The 17,760-nt window shown below is 73.1% G+C and carries 13 protein-coding genes and 2 rRNA genes; 7 read left to right on the top strand and 8 right to left on the bottom strand.

Going from position 1 to position 17,760, the window contains the following annotated elements:
- Window positions 1-37: 37 nt before the first annotated feature.
- Window positions 38-2,062, bottom strand: a complete 2,025-nt coding sequence (locus tag ACFVVA_RS03865; RefSeq protein ID WP_387685396.1) for a M3 family metallopeptidase — start codon at window positions 2,060-2,062, stop codon at window positions 38-40.
- 242 nt (window positions 2,063-2,304) lie between these two features.
- On the opposite strand from ACFVVA_RS03865, the gene ACFVVA_RS03860 reads away from it, so the two are divergent.
- On the top strand, window positions 2,305-4,017 hold the full coding sequence (locus ACFVVA_RS03860; protein ID WP_387685394.1) for a bifunctional 3'-5' exonuclease/DNA polymerase: 1,713 nt from the start codon (window positions 2,305-2,307) through the stop codon (window positions 4,015-4,017).
- Between the two features lie 45 nt (window positions 4,018-4,062).
- Here ACFVVA_RS03860 and dhaM read toward each other — a convergent pair whose 3' ends face one another.
- On the bottom strand, window positions 4,063-4,455 hold the full coding sequence (gene dhaM, locus ACFVVA_RS03855) for a dihydroxyacetone kinase phosphoryl donor subunit DhaM (protein WP_359910558.1): 393 nt from the start codon (window positions 4,453-4,455) through the stop codon (window positions 4,063-4,065).
- A 157-nt stretch (window positions 4,456-4,612) separates the two neighbouring features.
- On the opposite strand from dhaM, the gene dhaK reads away from it, so the two are divergent.
- Both dhaK and dhaL read left to right on the top strand, forming a co-directional pair.
- Window positions 4,613-5,605, top strand: a complete 993-nt coding sequence (gene dhaK / locus ACFVVA_RS03850) for a dihydroxyacetone kinase subunit DhaK (RefSeq protein ID WP_359910555.1) — start codon at window positions 4,613-4,615, stop codon at window positions 5,603-5,605.
- A gap of 20 nt (window positions 5,606-5,625) precedes the next feature.
- Complete coding sequence (gene dhaL / locus ACFVVA_RS03845) at window positions 5,626-6,252, top strand: dihydroxyacetone kinase subunit DhaL (protein ID WP_387685392.1); 627 nt, start codon at window positions 5,626-5,628, stop codon at window positions 6,250-6,252.
- Between the two features lie 337 nt (window positions 6,253-6,589).
- Here the strand turns inward: dhaL and ACFVVA_RS03840 are convergent, their stop codons facing one another.
- Complete coding sequence (locus tag ACFVVA_RS03840; RefSeq protein WP_387685390.1) at window positions 6,590-7,762, bottom strand: PP2C family protein-serine/threonine phosphatase; 1,173 nt, start codon at window positions 7,760-7,762, stop codon at window positions 6,590-6,592.
- A gap of 182 nt (window positions 7,763-7,944) precedes the next feature.
- Between ACFVVA_RS03840 and ACFVVA_RS03835 the strand changes: the two genes are divergently transcribed.
- Together ACFVVA_RS03835 and ACFVVA_RS03830 are read left to right on the top strand one after the other, a co-directional pair.
- Complete coding sequence (locus ACFVVA_RS03835) at window positions 7,945-8,163, top strand: heavy-metal-associated domain-containing protein (RefSeq protein WP_380550273.1); 219 nt, start codon at window positions 7,945-7,947, stop codon at window positions 8,161-8,163.
- 66 nt (window positions 8,164-8,229) lie between these two features.
- Complete coding sequence (locus tag ACFVVA_RS03830; RefSeq protein WP_387685388.1) at window positions 8,230-10,488, top strand: heavy metal translocating P-type ATPase; 2,259 nt, start codon at window positions 8,230-8,232, stop codon at window positions 10,486-10,488.
- Window positions 10,489-10,557: 69 nt separating this feature from the next.
- Here ACFVVA_RS03830 and ACFVVA_RS03825 read toward each other — a convergent pair whose 3' ends face one another.
- The 3 genes from ACFVVA_RS03825 to ACFVVA_RS03815 all read right to left on the bottom strand — a co-directional run bounded on the left by ACFVVA_RS03825 (window position 10,558) and on the right by ACFVVA_RS03815 (window position 15,587).
- Complete coding sequence (locus ACFVVA_RS03825) at window positions 10,558-11,277, bottom strand: SDR family NAD(P)-dependent oxidoreductase (protein ID WP_387685386.1); 720 nt, start codon at window positions 11,275-11,277, stop codon at window positions 10,558-10,560.
- Window positions 11,278-11,834: 557 nt separating this feature from the next.
- Window positions 11,835-13,124: a citrate synthase gene (locus ACFVVA_RS03820; RefSeq protein WP_359910538.1), complete on the bottom strand. Its 1,290-nt coding sequence runs from the start codon at window positions 13,122-13,124 to the stop codon at window positions 11,835-11,837.
- A 225-nt stretch (window positions 13,125-13,349) separates the two neighbouring features.
- Entirely contained in the window at window positions 13,350-15,587 is a 2,238-nt protein-coding gene (locus ACFVVA_RS03815) for an ATP-dependent RecD-like DNA helicase (RefSeq protein WP_387685383.1), read from the bottom strand.
- A 182-nt stretch (window positions 15,588-15,769) separates the two neighbouring features.
- On the opposite strand from ACFVVA_RS03815, the gene ACFVVA_RS03810 reads away from it, so the two are divergent.
- Window positions 15,770-16,561 carry a VOC family protein gene (locus tag ACFVVA_RS03810; RefSeq protein WP_387685380.1) on the top strand — a complete coding sequence of 264 codons (792 nt, stop codon included), beginning with the start codon at window positions 15,770-15,772 and terminating at the stop codon, window positions 16,559-16,561.
- A gap of 99 nt (window positions 16,562-16,660) precedes the next feature.
- Window positions 16,661-17,122, top strand: a complete 462-nt coding sequence (locus tag ACFVVA_RS03805; RefSeq protein ID WP_359910530.1) for a GNAT family N-acetyltransferase — start codon at window positions 16,661-16,663, stop codon at window positions 17,120-17,122.
- Between the two features lie 63 nt (window positions 17,123-17,185).
- Here the strand turns inward: ACFVVA_RS03805 and rrf are convergent.
- Window positions 17,186-17,302: ribosomal RNA gene (gene rrf / locus ACFVVA_RS03800) — 5S ribosomal RNA — on the bottom strand.
- Window positions 17,303-17,383: 81 nt separating this feature from the next.
- A 23S ribosomal RNA gene (locus tag ACFVVA_RS03795) occupies window positions 17,384-17,760 on the bottom strand; the annotation flags it as partial.

Below are 17,760 nucleotides of genomic sequence, written 5' to 3'. Positions count from 1 at the left end.
AACGTACCGAGCTGCGTGAACGTACCGAGCGGGACGGTCATGCCAGTCCCCGGCGGGCCAGCAGCGGCCCGGTCTCCGGCGCCCGGCCGACCACCGCGCGGAAGGACTCCAGCGGGTCCCGGCTGAACCCGCGCGCCAGCAGCTCCCGCCGGAACAGCTCGCCGCTCTCCCGCACCGGGCGCCCGTTGCCCTCGAACCACTGCACGGTGTCGGCGTCCAGCACCTCCGACCAGATGTACGCGTAGTACGCCGCGCTGTAGCCGCTGGAGAAGATGTGCTGGAAGTACGCCGTCCGGTAGCGCGGCGGGATCGCGTCCACCGCGATCCCGGCCGCCGCGAGCGCCCGCGCCTCGAACTCCTCGGCGTCCGCGATCTCCTCGCCCTGCGGCACGGTGTGCCAGGCCCAGTCCAGCAGCGTGGCCGCCAGGTACTCGACCGTCCGGAAGCCCTGCCCGAAGCCCTCGGCCGCCGTCATCCGCTCGACCAGCTCGGCCGGCAGCGGCTCCCCGGTCGCGTGGTGGCGGGCGTAGTTGGCCAGCACCTCGGGCCGGACCATCCACATCTCGTTGACCTGCGAGGGGAACTCGACGAAGTCCCGGGGCACCGAGGTGCCCGAGAACAGCGGGTAGCGCACGTCCGAGAACAGCCCGTGCAGCGCGTGCCCGAACTCGTGGAACAGCGTGCGCACCTCGTCCCAGTCCATCAGCACCGGCTCGCCGGGCGCCGGACGCGGGATGTTGAGGTTGTTCAGCACCACCGACCGCTGCCCGGTCAGCCCGGACTGGGAGACCAGCGCGTCCATCCAGGCGCCGCCGCGCTTGGACGCCCGGGCGTGGAAGTCGCCGATGAACAGGCCCAGCGGGCTGCCGTCCTCCTCGAACACCTCGAAGACCCGGGCGTCCGGGTGGTGGGCCGTCAGGTCCGGCCGCTCGGTGAAGCTCACTCCGTACGCCAGGTTCGCGGCGAAGAAGACGCCGTCCCGCAGCACCCGCTCCAGCTCGAAGTACGGGCGCAGCACCGCCGCGTCCACCTGGTAGGAGCTCTGCCGGACCTTCTCCGAGTAGTACGCCCAGTCGTGCGCGGCGAGTTCCCCGATCCCGTCCGCGGCGGCCGCCCGGGCCAGCTCCCCGGCCTCCCGCCGGGCCATCGCCACGGCCGGGCCGACCAGCCGGGACAGCAGGCCGGAGACCGCCTCGACGGTGCCGGACGTCTCGTCCGCCACCACGTACGCGGCGTGGCTCGGGTACCCCAGCAGCGCGGCCCGCTCGGCGCGCAGCGCCGCCATCCGGATCGCCAGCGGGCCGTTGTCCTCGGCGCCCCGGCCGAGCGAGGCGGCCAGCAGCCGCTCGCGCACCGAGCGGTCGTCGAGCCGGGCCAGTTCGGCCTGGCCGGAGGTGCTCCGCAGGCTCAGCACGTAGCCGCCCGGGCGGCCGAGCACCCGGGCGTTCTCCGCGGCCCCGGCGACGGCGCCCTCGGACAGTCCGGCCAGTTCGTCGGCGGAGTCCAGCACCAGCGCGGCGGAGCGGGTGGCGGCGTTCACGTTCTGCTGGAACGTCGTTCCGAGCGCCGCGAGTTCGGCGTTCAGCTCGCGCAGCCGGGCCTGCTCGGCCTCGCCCAGCCGGGCACCGGAGCGCACGAAGGCGGTGTACCGGCGCTCCAGCAGCCGCAGCGACTCCGGGTCCAGTCCGAGCCCGGCGCGGGCCTCGTGGAGCGCCTCGATCCGGGCGAACAGCGCGAGGTCCAGGTGGATGGCGTCGTGGTGGACGGCGAGCAGCGGGCTGACCTTCGCCTCCACCTCGTCCAGCACGTCGGTGGTGTCCGAGGAGGACTGGTTGCGGAACACCGCGTCGACCCGGCGCAGCAGCTCCCCGGAGCGCTCCAGGGCCACCAGGGTGTTCTCGAAGGTCGGCAGGCCCCGGTCGGCGGTGATCGCCGCGATCTCGGCCAGCTGCTCGGCCATTCCCCGCTCGTACGCGGGCAGGTAGTGCTCCTCGCGGATCTCGGCGAACGGCGGGAGCTCGTAGACCAGCGGACTGGCCTGGAAGAACGGGTTCTCGGTCATTTCGCGAACCCTACGCCGTGTCACCCGCCCTGCCCACGCGGTTCTCCACCCCTGCGGACACCCCGCCGGGGCCCGTCCCGCCGGGCGCCGCCGTGCCCGCCTGCCGCGCGTTGTCACACCCACCCGTTAACGTCGACGGCGCGGGCCCGTCGGTCGCGGGCCGCCGCGCGCCCGCCCGCGGGCCCGCACCCCCCGTACCCGTCCCCGCACGCCCGACCGCGCGCCGGAGAGGAGCAGCCCCCGTGGCACCCAGGACCGCCCTCGCGCCCGACCCGCACGGCCCCGGCGGCCGGCTCCAGGCACTGGACGACGCGGGCGCCCCGCTCGGCCCGCCGGAGACCGTCCGCGACCTCGCCACCGCCGTCGCCGCCCGGGAGGCCGCCGACCATCCGCGCTGGGTCTGGGCCGCCACCGACTCCGGGTACGCCCCGCTGCTGCCGAAGCTGCCCGACCGGCTCGCCCGCTGCCACGACCTGCGGCTGGTCGAGGCGCTGCTGCTGGCGCACGAGGGCCGGTTCGGCGCGCCCCGGTCGCTCGGCGCCGCCTGGGCCCGGCTGCGCGGCCTGCCCGTCCCGGCGGACCTGCCCGAACCGGGCCTGTCCGACGCCGACGACGGCCAGGACACCCTGTTCGCCCCCGACCGGCTGCAACTGCCGCCCGGCGCCGACCCGTTGGCGGCCGTGGTCGCCGTCCACGCCGAACAGCAGCGCCGGATCGCCGCCCTCGCCGACCCGGGCGCCCGGCAGCGGTTCCGGCTGCTCGTCGCCGCCGAGTCGGCCGGCGCCCTGGTGGCCGCCGAGATGGCCCACGACGGCCTGCCCTGGCGGGCCGACGTCCACGACCACCTGCTCACCGAGCTGCTCGGCCCCCGCCCGACCGTCCCCGGCACCCAGCCCAGGATCCTCGCCGAGCTCGCCGTCGACCTCCAGCAGGCGCTCGGCGCCAAGCCCTTCAACCCCGACTCCCACACCCAGGTGCTGCGCGCCTTCGCCGAGGCGGGCATCCAGCTCGGCTCCACCCGCTCCTGGGAGCTCAAGGGCATCGACCACCCGGCCGCGCAGCTGCTGGTCCGCTACAAGGAGCTGTCCCGGATCCACGTCGCGCACGGCTGGGCCTGGCAGGACGCCTGGGCCCGCGGCGGCCGCTTCCGGCCCGAGTACGTGGTCGGCGGCGTGGTCTCCGGCCGCTGGGCCAGCCGCGGCGGCGGAGCCCTGCAGATCCCGCGGATCCTGCGCCGCGCCGTGGTCGCCGACCCGGGCTGGCTGCTGGTCGTCGCCGACGCCGCCCAGCTGGAGCCCCGGGTGCTCGCCGCGCTCTCCCAGGACGCCGGGCTGGCCCGCACCGCCGCCGGCGGCGACCTGTACGAGGCGCTCGCCGCCCACGCCTTCCAGGGCGACCGGGACAAGGCCAAGCTCGGCCTGCTCGGCGCCATGTACGGCCAGACCAGCGGCGACATCGGCCCGCTGCTCAACACCCTGCACCGCCGCTACCCCGCCGCGATGGGCTACGTCGAGGCCGCCGCCCGCACCGGCGAGGACGGCGGCCTGGTCGCCTCCCGGCTCGGCCGGGTCTGCCCGCCGGCCTCCGCCGACTTCCTCGACCTCACCGAGGGGGACGCCGCGGGCGAGGCCGGCGGCCGCACCGCCCGCGCCCGCGGCCGGTTCACCCGCAACTTCGTCATCCAGGCCAGCGCCGCCGACTGGGCGCTGGCCCTGCTCGCCGCGCTGCGCCGCCGGCTGAACGACCTGCCGGCGTCCGGCCCGGCGGACCGCCCGCACCTGGTGTTCTTCCAGCACGACGAGGTGATCGTGCACACCCCGGCGAACCTCGCCGACGAGGTGGCCGCCGCCGTCGCCGAGGCGGCCGACGAGGCCCGCCGGCTGGTCTTCGGCGACACCCCGGTGCGCTTCCCGCTCAGCACGGCGGTGGTGGACTGCTACGCGGACGCCAAGTGAGCGGACTCCACGTGAGCGGACGCCGGGTGAGCGGACGCCGGACGCTCAGAGCTTCCTGAACCCGCGCGCGTCCTCGGCCGCCGCGACCACCTCGGCCAGGTCCGCCCCGGTCGAGGCGGTGACGGCGGCGGCCACCGCGCCCTCCACGAACGGCGCGTCCGCCAGCCGCACGCCCGGGCGCGGCTCGTCCTCCAGCACCGTGACGGCGGTGAGCACCGAGCTGCCGAGGTCCGGCAGCACGACCACGCCCGCCCCGGCGTCGGCCCGCGCGATCGCCCCGGCGATCAGGTCGTAGCTGGTGCCGAGCCCGCCGTCCTCGGTTCCGCCCGCGACGACCACCCGCACGCCGTCCGGGGCGAGTTCGCCGAGCAGCTCGCGCAGCCCCTCCGCGAGCCGGGCGCTGTGCGAGACCAGAACAATGCCCACGTTCTCACTCATGCGGCCGACCTTACGGCCGGAACCGACTGCTCCGGGAGAGTGATCGGAATCCCGCGTGTCGCACCCCGTGCCCCCCACCCCCGTCTGGCGTAGCGTCGGGTCCACGGCATCGACCGCCGTGGCGTCCTCACCCCGGTCACCAAGGGAGCGAAGAGCGTTGAAGAAGCTGATCAACACCCCGGAGAGCGTCCTGGAGGACGCGCTGGCCGGAATCGCCGCCGCCCATCCGGAGCTGGCGGTGGACGTCCCCAACCGGGTGATCACCCGGGCCGCCCGCCCGGCCGGCCCCAAGGTGGCGCTGATCTCCGGCGGCGGCTCCGGCCACGAGCCGCTGCACGGCGGCTTCGTCGGCCCGGGCATGCTCGACGCCGCCTGCCCCGGCGAGGTGTTCACCTCGCCCGTCCCGGACCAGATGCTGGCCGCCGCCAAGGCCGTGGAGAACGGCGCCGGCGTGGTCTTCGTGGTGAAGAACTACACCGGCGACGTGATGAACTTCGAGCTCGCCGCCGAACTCGCCGCCGAGGAGGGCCTGGAGGTCCGCACCGTCCTGGTCAACGACGACGTCGCGGTCGAGGACTCCACCTGGACGGCCGGGCGCCGGGGCACCGGCGCGACCGTGCTGGTGGAGAAGACGGCCGGCGCGCTGGCCGAGCGCGGAGCCCCGCTGGACGAGGTCGCCGCCCTGGGCGAGCGGGTCAACGCCGCCTCCCGCTCCTTCGCGATCGCGCTCACCGCGGCCACCGTCCCGGCCGCCGGCAAGCCCGGCTTCGACCTGCCCGAGGACGAGATCGAGGTCGGCGTCGGCATCCACGGCGAGCCCGGCCGCCGGCGGGAGAAGCTCCGCCCGGCCCGCGAGCTGGCCGCCGAGGTGGTCGAGACCGTCCTGGCCGACCACCACCTGACCCCGGGCGACGAGGTGATCGCCCTGCTCAACGGCCTCGGCGCGACCCCGCTGCTGGAGCTGTACGTGGTCTACGGCGAGGTCGCCGCCAGGCTCGCCGAGCGCGGCATCACGGTGGCCCGCAGCCTGGTCGGCAACTACGTCACCAGCCTCGACATGGCGGGCTTCTCGCTCACCCTCACCAAGGCCGACGCCCAGCTGCTGGAACTCTGGGACGCCCCGGTCGACACCCCCGCCCTCAAGCGCTGAGCCGCACCGAAGGAGACCCGATGGACTTCGACACCCCGCTGGCCGAGGCCTGGATCCGAGCGATCGCCGCGGCCGTCGAGAAGGAGCAGTCCCGGCTCACCGAGCTGGACTCCGCGATCGGCGACGGCGACCACGGCAGCAACCTCCGGCGCGGCTTCGCCGCCGCCCTGACCGCCCTGGACGGCCTCCGGCCGGCCGGCCCCGGCGCCGTCCTCACCAGGACCGGCAGCACGCTCATCTCCAAGGTCGGCGGCGCCTCCGGCCCGCTCTACGGCAAGGCCTTCCGCGCCATCGGCGCCGCCCTGCCCGAACCGGCCGGTCCGGCCGACGTCGCCGAGGCCCTGTCGGCGGGCCTGGACGCCGTCCGCCTCCTCGGCAAGGCCGAACCCGGCGACAAGACCATCGTGGACGCCTGGACCCCGGCCGTCGCCGCGTTCCGCGCGGCGGCCGCCACCGGCGCCGGCCTCCCCGCCTCGGCCGCCGCGGCCGCCGACGCCGCCGAGCAGGGCGCCCGCGACACCGTCCCCCTCCGGGCCCGCAAGGGCCGCGCCTCCTACCTGGGCGAACGCAGCATCGGCCACCAGGACCCGGGCGCCACCTCCACGGCCCTCGTCTTCCGCACCCTCGCCGACGTCACCGCCGCCTGACCCTCACCCACCCACAGCAACCACCCCCACCCACCTCCCCCCTCTTCCCCCGACCCACCTCCCCCCTCTTCCCCCGACCCACCTCCCCCCTCTTCCCCCGACCCACCTCCCCCCTCACCCAACCCAGCGAGAGGGACGCGCTGCGGAAGGGGCGGCGCAGGGGGTGGCCCGGAGAGGGGCGTTGCGGGTGATTTTCAGACTGCCAACGGCGGCCAACCCCCACCCCCAAAGTCGGCAGTCTGAAAATCATCCAGCCCCTCGGAGCGGCCACCCCCGGAGCCGCCCCGCCCCCACCCTCCCGAAAGCCCCCACCCACAAGCCCGCCCCGCAGGGCCCCTCACCCGTCCGTCCGCGCGATCAGCAGGAGCAACGCGTCGTCCCGCAGCTCCCCGCCGGTGTGCGCCAGCAGGTCCGCGTACACCCGGCCCACCGCGGCCTCCAGCTCCCCCGCCGAGCGCGCGGCTCCCCCCACCAGCGGCCCGACCCGCTCCGCCAGCGGGTAGAACTCCCCGCTCGTGCGGTGCCGCGCCTCGATCACCCCGTCCGTGCAGAGCACCAGCACGTCCTCCTCGGCGAACGGCTGCCTCCAGGTGGTCGGCTCCCCCGTCGCCAGCCGGCCGAGGCCCAGCGGCACCCAGGGGTCGGGCGCGTGCAGCACCTGCGCCCGCCCCTCGGGGTCCACCCGGATCGGCGGCACGTGGCCGTACTGCAGCAGTTCCATCGCGCCGGGCGTACGGAACTCCGCGAACAGTGCCGTGGTGAACTCCCCGTCCGGCACGTGCCGTTCGACGCTGGCCTCGATCCGCGCCGCGACGCCCCGCAGCCCGGCCTCGTCGTACGCCGCCTCGCGGAACGCGCCCAGCACCACGGCCGCGGTCTGCACCGCCGCCAGTCCCTTGCCCCGGACGTCCCCGACCGCGACCCGGGTGCCGTGCGGCGTCTCCAGCACCGAGTACAGGTCGCCGCCGATCCGTGAGGCGTCCGCCGCCGACACGTACCGCACCGCGAGCCGCAGCGGTCCGACGGTCGGCCCGGGCAGTTGCAGCAGCGCCCGCTGGGCGGCCTCGGCGACGGAGCTGACGGCCGCGAAGGCCGCCGCGCGCCGCATCCGGATCTTGGCGACCCAGGCCGAGAACAGTGTCAGGACGACGTAGCTGACCATCGCCCCGTACAGGAAGCGGGCGTCGTTGATGTTGTCGACCTCGTCGTAGTGGCTGAGCCCGAACACGGTGACCAGCCCGAACGCGCAGACCAGGAGCAGCTCGCGGGGTTTCAGGGTCAGCGCCGCGATGGTCGGCACCACGGTCATCAGCGGGGCCAGGTAGCGGTCCTTGCCGGAGAGGAAGTCCGCGAGCCCGACCAGCAGGACGGCGATCAGCGCGGGCGTGGCGCGCCGCCAGAACGGGACGTCCTGGAGGTCGGCGGCGAGCAGGGCGCCGCGCTGCCGGTCCGGCGGCAGTCCGGCTGCCGTGGGGGCCGAGGGAGACTGGGCGCGGCGGAGCGGAAACACATATCGAACATAAGGGACGATCACGGAGGAGGCCCGACCGGCCCGGCTCCCCGCGCTGCGGAGCATTCCGCCCCGCCGTCTCCGGGAATACCCTGGAGGGGTATGGTGTTGTCGCAAGAGTCGTTGCCAGCGCCGCGTCCCGGACGAACACCCGGGCCGCCCGGACCTCCCGGAGGCCTCCGATGTCCACCACCATCACCTACACCGTGTCCGGCATGAGCTGCGGCCACTGCGAGAAGGCGATCAGCGAGGAGGTCTCCGCCCTGGCCGGGGTCACCGGGGTCGCCGCCGACTCCACGGCCGGTACCGTGACGATCTCCTCCGCCGCCCCGTTGGACGACGAGCAGGTGCGCGCCGCGATCGACGAGGCCGGCTACGAGCTGGTCGGCCGCAGCGCCTGACCCACCCGGCACGGTGGGGGCCGCCGCGGCGCCCCCGCCGGCCGCCCGACCGAGGAGCTGATCCGCATGAGCACGTCCACCCCGGACCTCGGGGCCCGGGACCGGGTCGAGCTGTCGATCGGCGGGATGACCTGCGCCTCCTGCGCCGCCCGGATCGAGAAGAAGCTCAACCGGATGGACGGCGTCGAGGCCACCGTCAACTTCGCCACCGAGAAGGCCCGGGTCGACTTCGGCCCCGGCACCACGGTCGAGGAGCTGATCGCCACCGTCGAGCGCACCGGCTACACCGCCGAGGTCCCCCCGCCGCCGGCGCCCGCCGCCCCCGAACCCGAGCGGACCGCTCCGACCGGACGCCCCGACACCCTGCGGGACCGGCTGCTGATCAGCACCGTCCTCAGCGTCCCGGTGGTCCTGCTGTCGATGGTGCCGGCCCTCCAGTTCGACAACTGGCAGTGGCTGGCCTTCGCGCTCACCGGCCCGGTCGTGGTCTACGGCGGCCTGCCCTTCCACCGCGCTGCCTGGACCAACCTGCGGCACGGCGCCGCCACCATGGACACCCTGGTCTCGCTCGGCACCCTGGCCGCCTTCGGCTGGTCCTGCTGGGCCCTGTTCCTGGGCCACGCCGGCCTGCCCGGGATGCACCACGCCTTCTCGCTGTCCGTCGGCGACACCGACGCCTCCGCCACGCTCTACCTGGAGACCGCCGCCGCCGTCACCGTGCTGATCCTGCTCGGCCGCCACCTGGAGGCCCGCTCCAAGCGCCGGGCCGGCGCCGCGCTGCACGCCCTGCTCGACCTCGGCGCCAAGGACGTCGCCGTCCTGCGGGCGGGCCGGGAGGTACGGCTGCCGGTGGACCGGCTGACGGTCGGCACCCGCTTCGTGGTCCGCCCCGGCGAGAAGATCGCCACCGACGGCGTGGTGGTCGAGGGCGCCTCGGCCGTGGACGCCTCGATGCTCACCGGCGAGTCCGTCCCGGTCGAGGTCACCGTCGGCGACGCCGTCACCGGCGCCACCGTCAACGCGGGCGGGCGGCTGGTGGTCGAGGCCACCCGGGTCGGCGCCGACACCCAGCTGTCCCGGATGGCCCGGCTGGTCGAGGAGGCCCAGAACGGCAAGGCCGCCGCCCAGCGGCTGGCCGACCGGATCTCCGCCGTCTTCGTCCCGGTCGTCATCCTGATCGCCCTCGCCACCCTGGTGGTCTGGCTGCTGGCCACCGACAGCCCCACCGAGGCCTTCACCGCCGCCGTCGCCGTGCTGATCATCGCCTGCCCGTGCGCCCTGGGCCTGGCCACCCCGACCGCGCTCATGGTCGGCACCGGCCGCGGCGCCCAGCTCGGCATCCTGATCAAGGGCCCCGAGGTGCTGGAGACCACCCGCCGGGTCGACACCGTCGTCCTCGACAAGACGGGCACCGTCACCGCCGGCCGGATGGCCCTGGTCGCCGTGCACACCGCCGAGGGCGTGGACCGGGCCGAGGCGCTGCGCCTGGCCGGCGCCGTCGAGCACGCCTCCGAGCACCCGATCGCCCGGGCGGTCGCCGAGGCCGCCGCCGAGGCCGGCGAACTGCCCGCCGTCACGGACTTCCGCAACGTGCCCGGACGGGGCGTGGAGGGGGTCGTGGCGGGCCGCACGGTGGTCGCCGGGCGTGAGGCCCTGCTGGCCGACCGCGCACAGCACCTGCCGCCCTCCCTGGCCCGCGCCAAGTCCGCCGCCGAGGCGGCCGGCCGCACCGCGATCGCGGTCGGCTGGGACGGCGAGGCGCGGGCCGTGCTGGAGGTCGCCGACGCGGTCAGGCCGACCAGCGCCGAGGCGATCGGCAGGCTGCGCGGGCTGGGCCTGACCCCGGTGCTGCTCACCGGCGACAACCGGGCGGTGGCCGCGGCCGTGGCGGCCGAGGTCGGCATCGCGCCGGAGCACGTGTTCGCCGAGGTGCTCCCCGAGGACAAGGTCTCCACCGTCAAGCGGCTGCAGGCCGAGGGCAGGGTCGTCGCGATGGTCGGCGACGGCGTCAACGACGCCGCCGCGCTCGCCCAGGCCGACCTGGGCCTGGCCATGGGCACCGGCACCGACGCCGCCATCGAGGCCGGCGACCTCACCCTGGTCCGCGGCGACCTGCGCTCGGCGGCCGACGCCATCCGGCTCTCCCGCAGGACCCTCGGCACCATCAAGGGCAACCTGTTCTGGGCCTTCGGCTACAACGTGGCGGCGATCCCGCTGGCCGCGGCCGGCCTGCTCAACCCGGTGATCGCGGGGGCCGCGATGGCCTTCTCCTCGGTCTTCGTGGTCACCAACAGCCTGCGGCTGCGCCGCTTCCGGCCCGCCTGAGCCCGTACGTGCGGCGGGCCCCGACCGGTTACCGGTCGGGGCCCGCCGTCCGTCTCGACGCCCGGCGGCTCAACGCCCCAGCAGCTCGCCGCCGTTGCAGTGCAGGATCTCGCCGGTGATGAACCCGGCCTCGGGCGAGGCCAGGAAGTGCACCGCCGCCGCGACCTCGCCGCTCTCGCCGATCCGCCCGAGCAGGGTGCGGGCGGCCCGGCGGGCGACCTCGGCCTCGTCCAGCCGCGGCCCGAAGAACTCGGTGCCCGCGACGGTGCCCGGCGCGACGATGTTGGCGGTGATGCCCGAGGTGCCCAACTGGGCGGCCAGGAAGTGGTTCCAGGCGTGCAGCGAGGCCTTCGCCGCGCCGTACGAGCCGGCCCCGCGCAGGGCGGCGATGGAGCTGACGGTGACCACCCGGCCGGAGCCCGGGGTGAGCCGGTCGCGGACCGACTCGGTGAGCAGCACCACGGTCAGCACGTTGCGCTCGAAGTCGCCGCGCCAGCGCGCCAGCAGGGCGTGCGGCCCGCCGCCGACCACGGTCTCGCGGCTGCCGGCGTTGTTGATCAGGACGTCGATGCGCTCGGGCAGTTCGGCGAGCGCGGCCTCGACGGCGTCCGGGTCGGCGAGGTCGCACACCAGCGGGGTGACGTTCGGTCCGAGGTCGGCCGCGGCCTTCTCCAGGACCGCCCGGCGGCGCCCCACGATCACCACGTGGTCGCCGGCCTCGACGAACCGCCGCGTGACTTCGTACCCGATTCCCGTGCCACCGCCGGTGACGACGACGTTCCTGGCCATCTGCGCACTCCCTCCCCAGTTCCGCCGTCGCGCGGCGAATGTGCGCGACGGTCCGTACCGGAATGCCACGATTCCTATCACGCTCGGTTGCCGTGACTGCGGGGAGGGTGACGTCCCGCGCGAGCGAAGGTGTGATATGGGCGTGGTACGACGCGCACACGGAGCGTGGCGAGAGGCAGCTCACACCCCCCGGGCGTAACTTCTCGCACCCTGATACGTCTTAGGTTGGTAGTGCGGCAGTTTTTCCGATGGGCGGGGACACGCTGAACGGCAATGTGTCCCCGCGCTTCCAGAACTGTCGCCGACGGGGCTCCGGCGGGCCCCGGGAACGGTCGTCGAACCCGACGGCCTTCGCGCACGACGCCGGGGTTCTGGCGGGCCTGGGACGCTTTGAGCGGCCGTCCCCGGCTGCGGCCGACCCCGGAGTCGTGCGCCGTACGGTTCCGTCCCCGCGCGGGCCCTCGGGCGCGCCACCGGGACGCGAAGGGGCCCGGCCGCTCGACAGCGGCCGGGCCCCTCTCAGCTTCCGCGCGGGCCGGTGGTCGGCTCCGCCACGGTCAGCGGGCGTCCAGCGGGACGTAGTCGCGGATCGCGGTGCCGGTGTAGATCTGGCGCGGACGGCCGATCCGGCTGGTCGGGTCGTTGATCATCTCGTGCCAGTGGGCGATCCAGCCCGGCAGCCGGCCGAGCGCGAACAGCACGGTGAACATGCTGGTCGGGAAGCCCATGGCGCGGTAGATCAGGCCGGTGTAGAAGTCCACGTTCGGGTACAGCTTGCGCGAGATGAAGAAGTCGTCCTTGAGGGCGTGCTCCTCCAGCTTGAGCGCGATGTCCAGCAGCTCGTCGCTCTTGCCGAGCTGGCCGAGGACCTCGTGCGCGAGCAGCTTGACCTGGGCGGCGCGCGGGTCGAAGGCCTTGTAGACCCGGTGACCGAAGCCCATCAGCTTGACGCCGGCTTCCTTGTTCTTCACCTTCGTGATGAAGGCGTCGACGTCGCCGCCGTCCTTCTGGATGCTCTCCAGCATCTCCAGCACGGCCTGGTTGGCGCCGCCGTGCAGCGGGCCCCACAGGGCCGAGATGCCGGCCGAGATCGAGGCGAACAGGTTGGCGTGGCTGGAGCCGACCAGGCGCACGGTGGACGTCGAGCAGTTCTGCTCGTGGTCCGCGTGCAGGATGAGCAGCTTGTCCAGCGCGTTGACGACGACCGGGTTGAGCTCGTAGTCCTCGGCGGGGACGGCGAAGGTCATCCGCAGGAAGTTCTCGACGTAGCTCAGGTCGTTGCGCGGGTAGACGAAGGGCTGGCCCATCGCCTTCTTGTACGCGTACGCGGCGATCGTCGGCAGCTTGGCGAGGAGGCGGACCGTCGACAGGTGGCGCTGGGCCGCGTCGAACGGGTTGTGGCTCTCCGGGTAGAACGTGGACAGCGCGCCGACGACCGAGGACAGCATGGCCATCGGGTGGGCGTCCCGCGGGAAGCCCTGGAAGAAGCGCTTGACGTCCTCGTGCAGCAGGGTGTGCTGGGTGATCTCGCGGTTGAACTCCGCCAGCTGGTCCGCGTTGGGCAGCTCGCCGTTGATCAGGAGGTACGCGGTCTCGATGAAGCCGCCATCGGAGGCGAGCTGCTCGATCGGGTAGCCGCGGTACCGCAGGATGCCGTTGTCACCGTCCACGAAGGTGATCGCGGACTTGTACGCGGCGGTGTTACCGAAGCCGTTGTCCAGGGTGACCAGGCCGGTCTGCGGGAGCAGCTTCGAGATGTCGAAGCCGGAGTTGCCCGCAGTGCTCTCGACGACGGGGTACTCGTACTCGCCGTCCTGGTACCTCAGTACTACCGAGTTGTCGCTCACGTCTTCCTCACCGACGAAATGAATCCTCTTCCAAGGTGCCCTGACTGTCTCTACCATCCCCCATCCGGAGGACAGTCGCGCACCCGGGGTGGCCCGAAAGGGCCCGCCCCTACAAAACCTGCCGCCGCAGCCGGTACGAACCGGACAAGATCGGCACCACCCTAGGCTCTGCCGTAAATCTCTTCACGTCAAGAGAACATTAGAGGCAACCATCCCGTTGGATAATCATCCAGCTGTCAGCCGATGATCGAGCGCGGTGTGCCTCCGACCTGCGCTGACGGCCCGGACCGCCTGCCCGATCGCCTTGCGTGACCCCACCAGCACCACCAGTTTCCTCGCCCTGGTCACAGCGGTGTAGAGCAGATTTCGCTGGAGCATCGTCCAAGCGGACATGGTGACCGGAATCACCACGACCGGGTACTCGCTGCCCTGCGAGCGGTGGATCGTCACCGCGTACGCGTGGGCCAGCTCGTCCAGTTCGTCGAAGTCGTACGACACCTCCTCGTCCTCGTCGGTGAGCACCGTCAGCCGCTGGTCGTCGACAGCGAGGGCGGTCACCACTCCCACTGTGCCGTTGAAGACGCCGTTGCGCCCCTTGTCGTAGTTGTTGCGGATCTGGGTGACCTTGTCCCCCACCCTGAACGTGCGCCCGCCGAAGCGGCGTTCGGCCAGCCCCTCCCGGGCCGGCGTCACCGCCGCCTGGAGCAGGGTGTTCAGGTTCCCCGCGCCGGCCGGGCCGCGGTGCATCGGCGCCAGCACCTGCACGTCCCGGCGCGGGTCGAAGCCGAACTTCTGCGGGATCCGGCGCGCCACCACGTCCACCGTCAGCCCGGCCGCCCGCTCCGCGTCGTCCTCGGCGAACAGGAAGAAGTCCGCCAGACCGTCCGTCAGCGGCGGCCTGCCCTCGTTGATCCGGTGCGCGTTGGTCACCACGCCGGACTGCTGGGCCTGCCGGAAGATCCTGGTCAGCCGCACCGACGGGATCGGCCCGCCCTCGGCCAGCAGATCCCGCAGCACCTCCCCGGCGCCCACCGAGGGCAACTGGTCCACGTCCCCCACGAACAGCAGGTGGGCCCCCGGCGCCACCGCCTTGACCAGCTTGTTCGCCAGGATCAGATCCAGCATCGAGGCCTCGTCGACCACCACCAGGTCCGCGTCCAGCGGCCGGTCCCGGTCGTACGCGGCGTCCCCGCCCGGCTTCAGCTCCAGCAGCCGGTGCACGGTCGAGGCCTCCACCCCGGTCAGCTCCGCCAGCCGCTTCGCCGCCCGGCCGGTCGGCGCCGCCAGCACCACCTTGGCCCGCTTCGCCAGCGCCAGCGTCACGATCGACTTCACCGTGAACGACTTGCCGCACCCCGGACCGCCCGTCAGCACCGCGACCTTCTCGGTCAACGCGAGCCGCACCGACTGCTCCTGCTCCGGCGCCAGTTCGGCCCCGGTCCGCTTCGCCAGCCACTCCAGCGCCACCGGCCAGTCCACGTTCCCGAACCACGGCATCCGGTCCGCGTCCGACCGCAGCAGCCGGACCAACTGGTTGGCCAGCGAGATCTCCGCCCGGTGGAACGGCACCAGGTACACCGCCGTCACCGGCTCGCCGCCCTCCCCCGGGACCGCCTCGCGCACCACCCCCTCCGCCGCCACCAGCTCCGCCAGGCAGTCGATCACCAGCCCGACGTCCACCTGGAGCAGCTTCACCCCGTCCGCGATCAGCCGCTCCTCCGGCAGGAAGCAGTGCCCCTGGTCGGTGCTCTGCGACAGCGCGTACTGCAGGCCCGCCTTCACCCGCTCCGGACTGTCGTGCGGAATGCCCACCGCCTGGGCGATCCGGTCCGCCGTCAGGAAGCCGATGCCCCACACGTCCGAGGCCAGCCGGTAGGGCTCGTTGCGCACCACCCCGATCGAGCCGTCGCCGTACTGCTTGTAGATCCGCACGGCCAGTGAGGTGGACACCCCGACTCCCTGCAGGAAGACCATCACCTCCTTGATGGCCTTCTGCTCCTCCCAGGCCTCCGCGATCTTCTTCGTCCGCTTCGGCCCCAGCCCCGGCACCTCGATCAGCCGGCCCGGCTCGTTCTCGATCACCTCCAGGGTCTCCACCCCGAAGCGCTCCACGATCCGCTCGGCGAACCGCGGCCCGATCCCCTTGATCAGCCCCGAGCCCAGGTACCGCTGGATCCCCTGGATCGTGGCGGGCAGCACCGTGGTGTAGTTCTCCACCGTGAACTGCCGCCCGTACTGCGGGTGCGAACCCCACCGCCCGTGCAGCCGCAGCGACTCGCCGACCTGCGCCCCCAGCAGCGCGCCCACCACCGTCAGCAGGTCGTTCCCGCCCCGCCCGGTGTCCACCCGGGCCACCGTGTAGCCGGTCTCCTCGTTGGCATAGGTGATCCGCTCCAGCACGCCCTCGACCTGCGCGAGCTGGCTCGGCACCTGCTGCCCGGACTGCGCCGCCTGCTTGCTCACCGGACCCCCTTCGACCGGTACGGGTGGATCAATGCCGCTACGCACCGTACCGCCCCGTACCGACAGCCCCGGAACCGTTGCCTGCCGTGCACCGCCCCGGCCGAGGTGCCAGGCTGGGAGGAACCGAGGGGGACCGCCGTCGACCGTGCCCGCCCGGGCCCCGTCCGAGGAGCAGTGCCGCCATGCTCAACACCGACTTCCGCCCCGGCTCCCCGGACTGGCTCGACCTGAGCAGCCCCGACACCCGCGCGTCCGTCGACTTCTACACCACGCTGTTCGGCTGGACCTTCGACTCCGCCGGCCCCGAGGCCGGCGGCTACGGCTTCTTCCAGCTCGACGGCCGGACCGTCGCCGCCCTCGGCCCGCTCCCCGACGAGGCGACCCCGCCCGGCTGGACGCTCTACTTCGCCACCGAGGACGCCGACCGCACCACCGCCCTGGTCGAACAGGCCGGCGGCCGCGTCCGCTACGCCCCCTTCGACGTCTTCACCGCGGGCCGGATGGCCGGCTGCACCGACCCGACCGGCGCCGACTTCGCCGTCTGGCAGCCGCACGACACCCGCGGCCTGGACCTCGTCACCGAGGAGGGCAGCCTCTGCTGGGCCGAGTGCTACAGCGTCGACGCCGAACGCGCCAAGTCCTTCTACCGCGCCGTCTTCGACTGGCAGGAGCAGGACGTCCCGCTCGGCGAGGTGATGTACACCGTCCTCACCCCGGCTGGCGGCGGCACCGACGACGCCCACGGCGGCATCATGCAGCTCGGCCCCGAACACACCGCGCGCGGCACCGGCTCGCACTGGCTCCCCTACTTCGAGGTCCCCAACACCGACGCCAGCCTCGCCATCGCCGCCACCCTCGGCGCGACCGTACGGATCCCGGCCATGGACGTGCACGGCGTCGGCCGTCTGGCCCAACTGGCCGACCCGCACGGCGCCGTCTTCGCCGTCATCACCAGCACCAAGCCCGGGGAGTGACGGCCGATGGGGCCCACGGCCCTTCAGAAGGGCCGTGAAGGGGTGCTACGGGCGTAGACAGGGTGTGGTGGCCTCGGCACATGCTTCTAGTCTCTGATCATGACTGAAACGGCTGTTCTGACGATCCGACGGGCCACCGCCGACGACCTGCCGGCGATCGTCGCCATGCTGGCCGACGACCCTCTGGGCGCCACCCGCGAGAGCCCCGACGACCTCACCCCCTACCGCGCCGCCTTCGCCCGCCTCGACGGCGACCCCCACCAGCACCTGGTCGTCGCCGACCGGGCCGGCCGCACCGTCGGCACCCTGCAGCTCACCGTCGTCCCGGGCCTCTCCCGGGCCGGCGCCACCCGAACCATCATCGAGGGCGTCCGCATCCACGCCGAGGAACGCGGCAGCGGACTGGGCACCGACCTCATCCGCTGGGCCGTCGACCGCTCCCGGGAACTCGGCGCCGACCTCGTCCAGCTCACCTCCGACGCGACGCGCACGGACGCGCACCGCTTCTACGAGCGGCTCGGCTTCACTGCCTCGCACGTCGGGTTCAAACTCAAGCTCTGACAATCGCCGGGAAACGCGAAGAACCCCCATCCGGATCCCGGATGGGGGTTCTTCTGAATAATTGTTCGGCGGCGTCCTACTCTCCCACAGGGTCCCCCCTGCAGTACCATCGGCGCTGTAAGGCTTAGCTTCCGGGTTCGGAATGTAACCGGGCGTTTCCCTCACGCTATGACCACCGAAACACTATGAAACTGTCACCGCACACCCGACAAAATTCGGGCGGGTCGTTGTTTCAGAACAACACAGTGGACGCGAGCAACTGAGGACAAGCCCTCGGCCTATTAGTACCGGTCAACTCCACCCCTCACAGGGCTTCCATATCCGGCCTATCAACCCAGTCGTCTACTGGGAGCCTTACCCTCTCAAGGAGGTGGGAGTGCTCATCTCGAAGCAGGCTTCCCGCTTAGATGCTTTCAGCGGTTATCCCTCCCGAACGTAGCCAACCAGCCATGCCCTTGGCAGGACAACTGGCACACCAGAGGTTCGTCCGTCCCGGTCCTCTCGTACTAGGGACAGCCCTTCTCAACACTCCTACGCGCACAGCGGATAGGGACCGAACTGTCTCACGACGTTCTAAACCCAGCTCGCGTACCGCTTTAATGGGCGAACAGCCCAACCCTTGGGACCTACTCCAGCCC

The sequence above is a fragment of the Kitasatospora sp. NPDC058048 genome (genome assembly GCF_042885555.1).
Taxonomy (GTDB): Bacteria; Actinomycetota; Actinomycetes; order Streptomycetales; family Streptomycetaceae; genus Kitasatospora; species Kitasatospora lactacystinica.
The sequence above is the reverse complement of the archived record's forward strand: the minus strand, read 5'-3'. Positions and strand labels throughout refer to the sequence as shown.

What these genes read in the sequence shown, in the direction of transcription:
- ACFVVA_RS03865 (WP_387685396.1), bottom strand. Translation starts at nt 2,062, where the DNA reads ATGACCGAGAACCCGTTCTTCCAGGCCAGTCCGCTGGTCTACGAGCTC.
- dhaM (WP_359910558.1), bottom strand. Translation starts at nt 4,455, where the DNA reads ATGAGTGAGAACGTGGGCATTGTTCTGGTCTCGCACAGCGCCCGGCTC.
- dhaL (WP_387685392.1), top strand. Translation starts at nt 5,626, where the DNA reads ATGGACTTCGACACCCCGCTGGCCGAGGCCTGGATCCGAGCGATCGCC.
- ACFVVA_RS03835 (WP_380550273.1), top strand. Translation starts at nt 7,945, where the DNA reads ATGTCCACCACCATCACCTACACCGTGTCCGGCATGAGCTGCGGCCAC.
- ACFVVA_RS03830 (WP_387685388.1), top strand. Translation starts at nt 8,230, where the DNA reads ATGAGCACGTCCACCCCGGACCTCGGGGCCCGGGACCGGGTCGAGCTG.
- ACFVVA_RS03825 (WP_387685386.1), bottom strand. Translation starts at nt 11,277, where the DNA reads ATGGCCAGGAACGTCGTCGTCACCGGCGGTGGCACGGGAATCGGGTAC.
- ACFVVA_RS03810 (WP_387685380.1), top strand. Translation starts at nt 15,770, where the DNA reads ATGCTCAACACCGACTTCCGCCCCGGCTCCCCGGACTGGCTCGACCTG.
- ACFVVA_RS03805 (WP_359910530.1), top strand. Translation starts at nt 16,661, where the DNA reads ATGACTGAAACGGCTGTTCTGACGATCCGACGGGCCACCGCCGACGAC.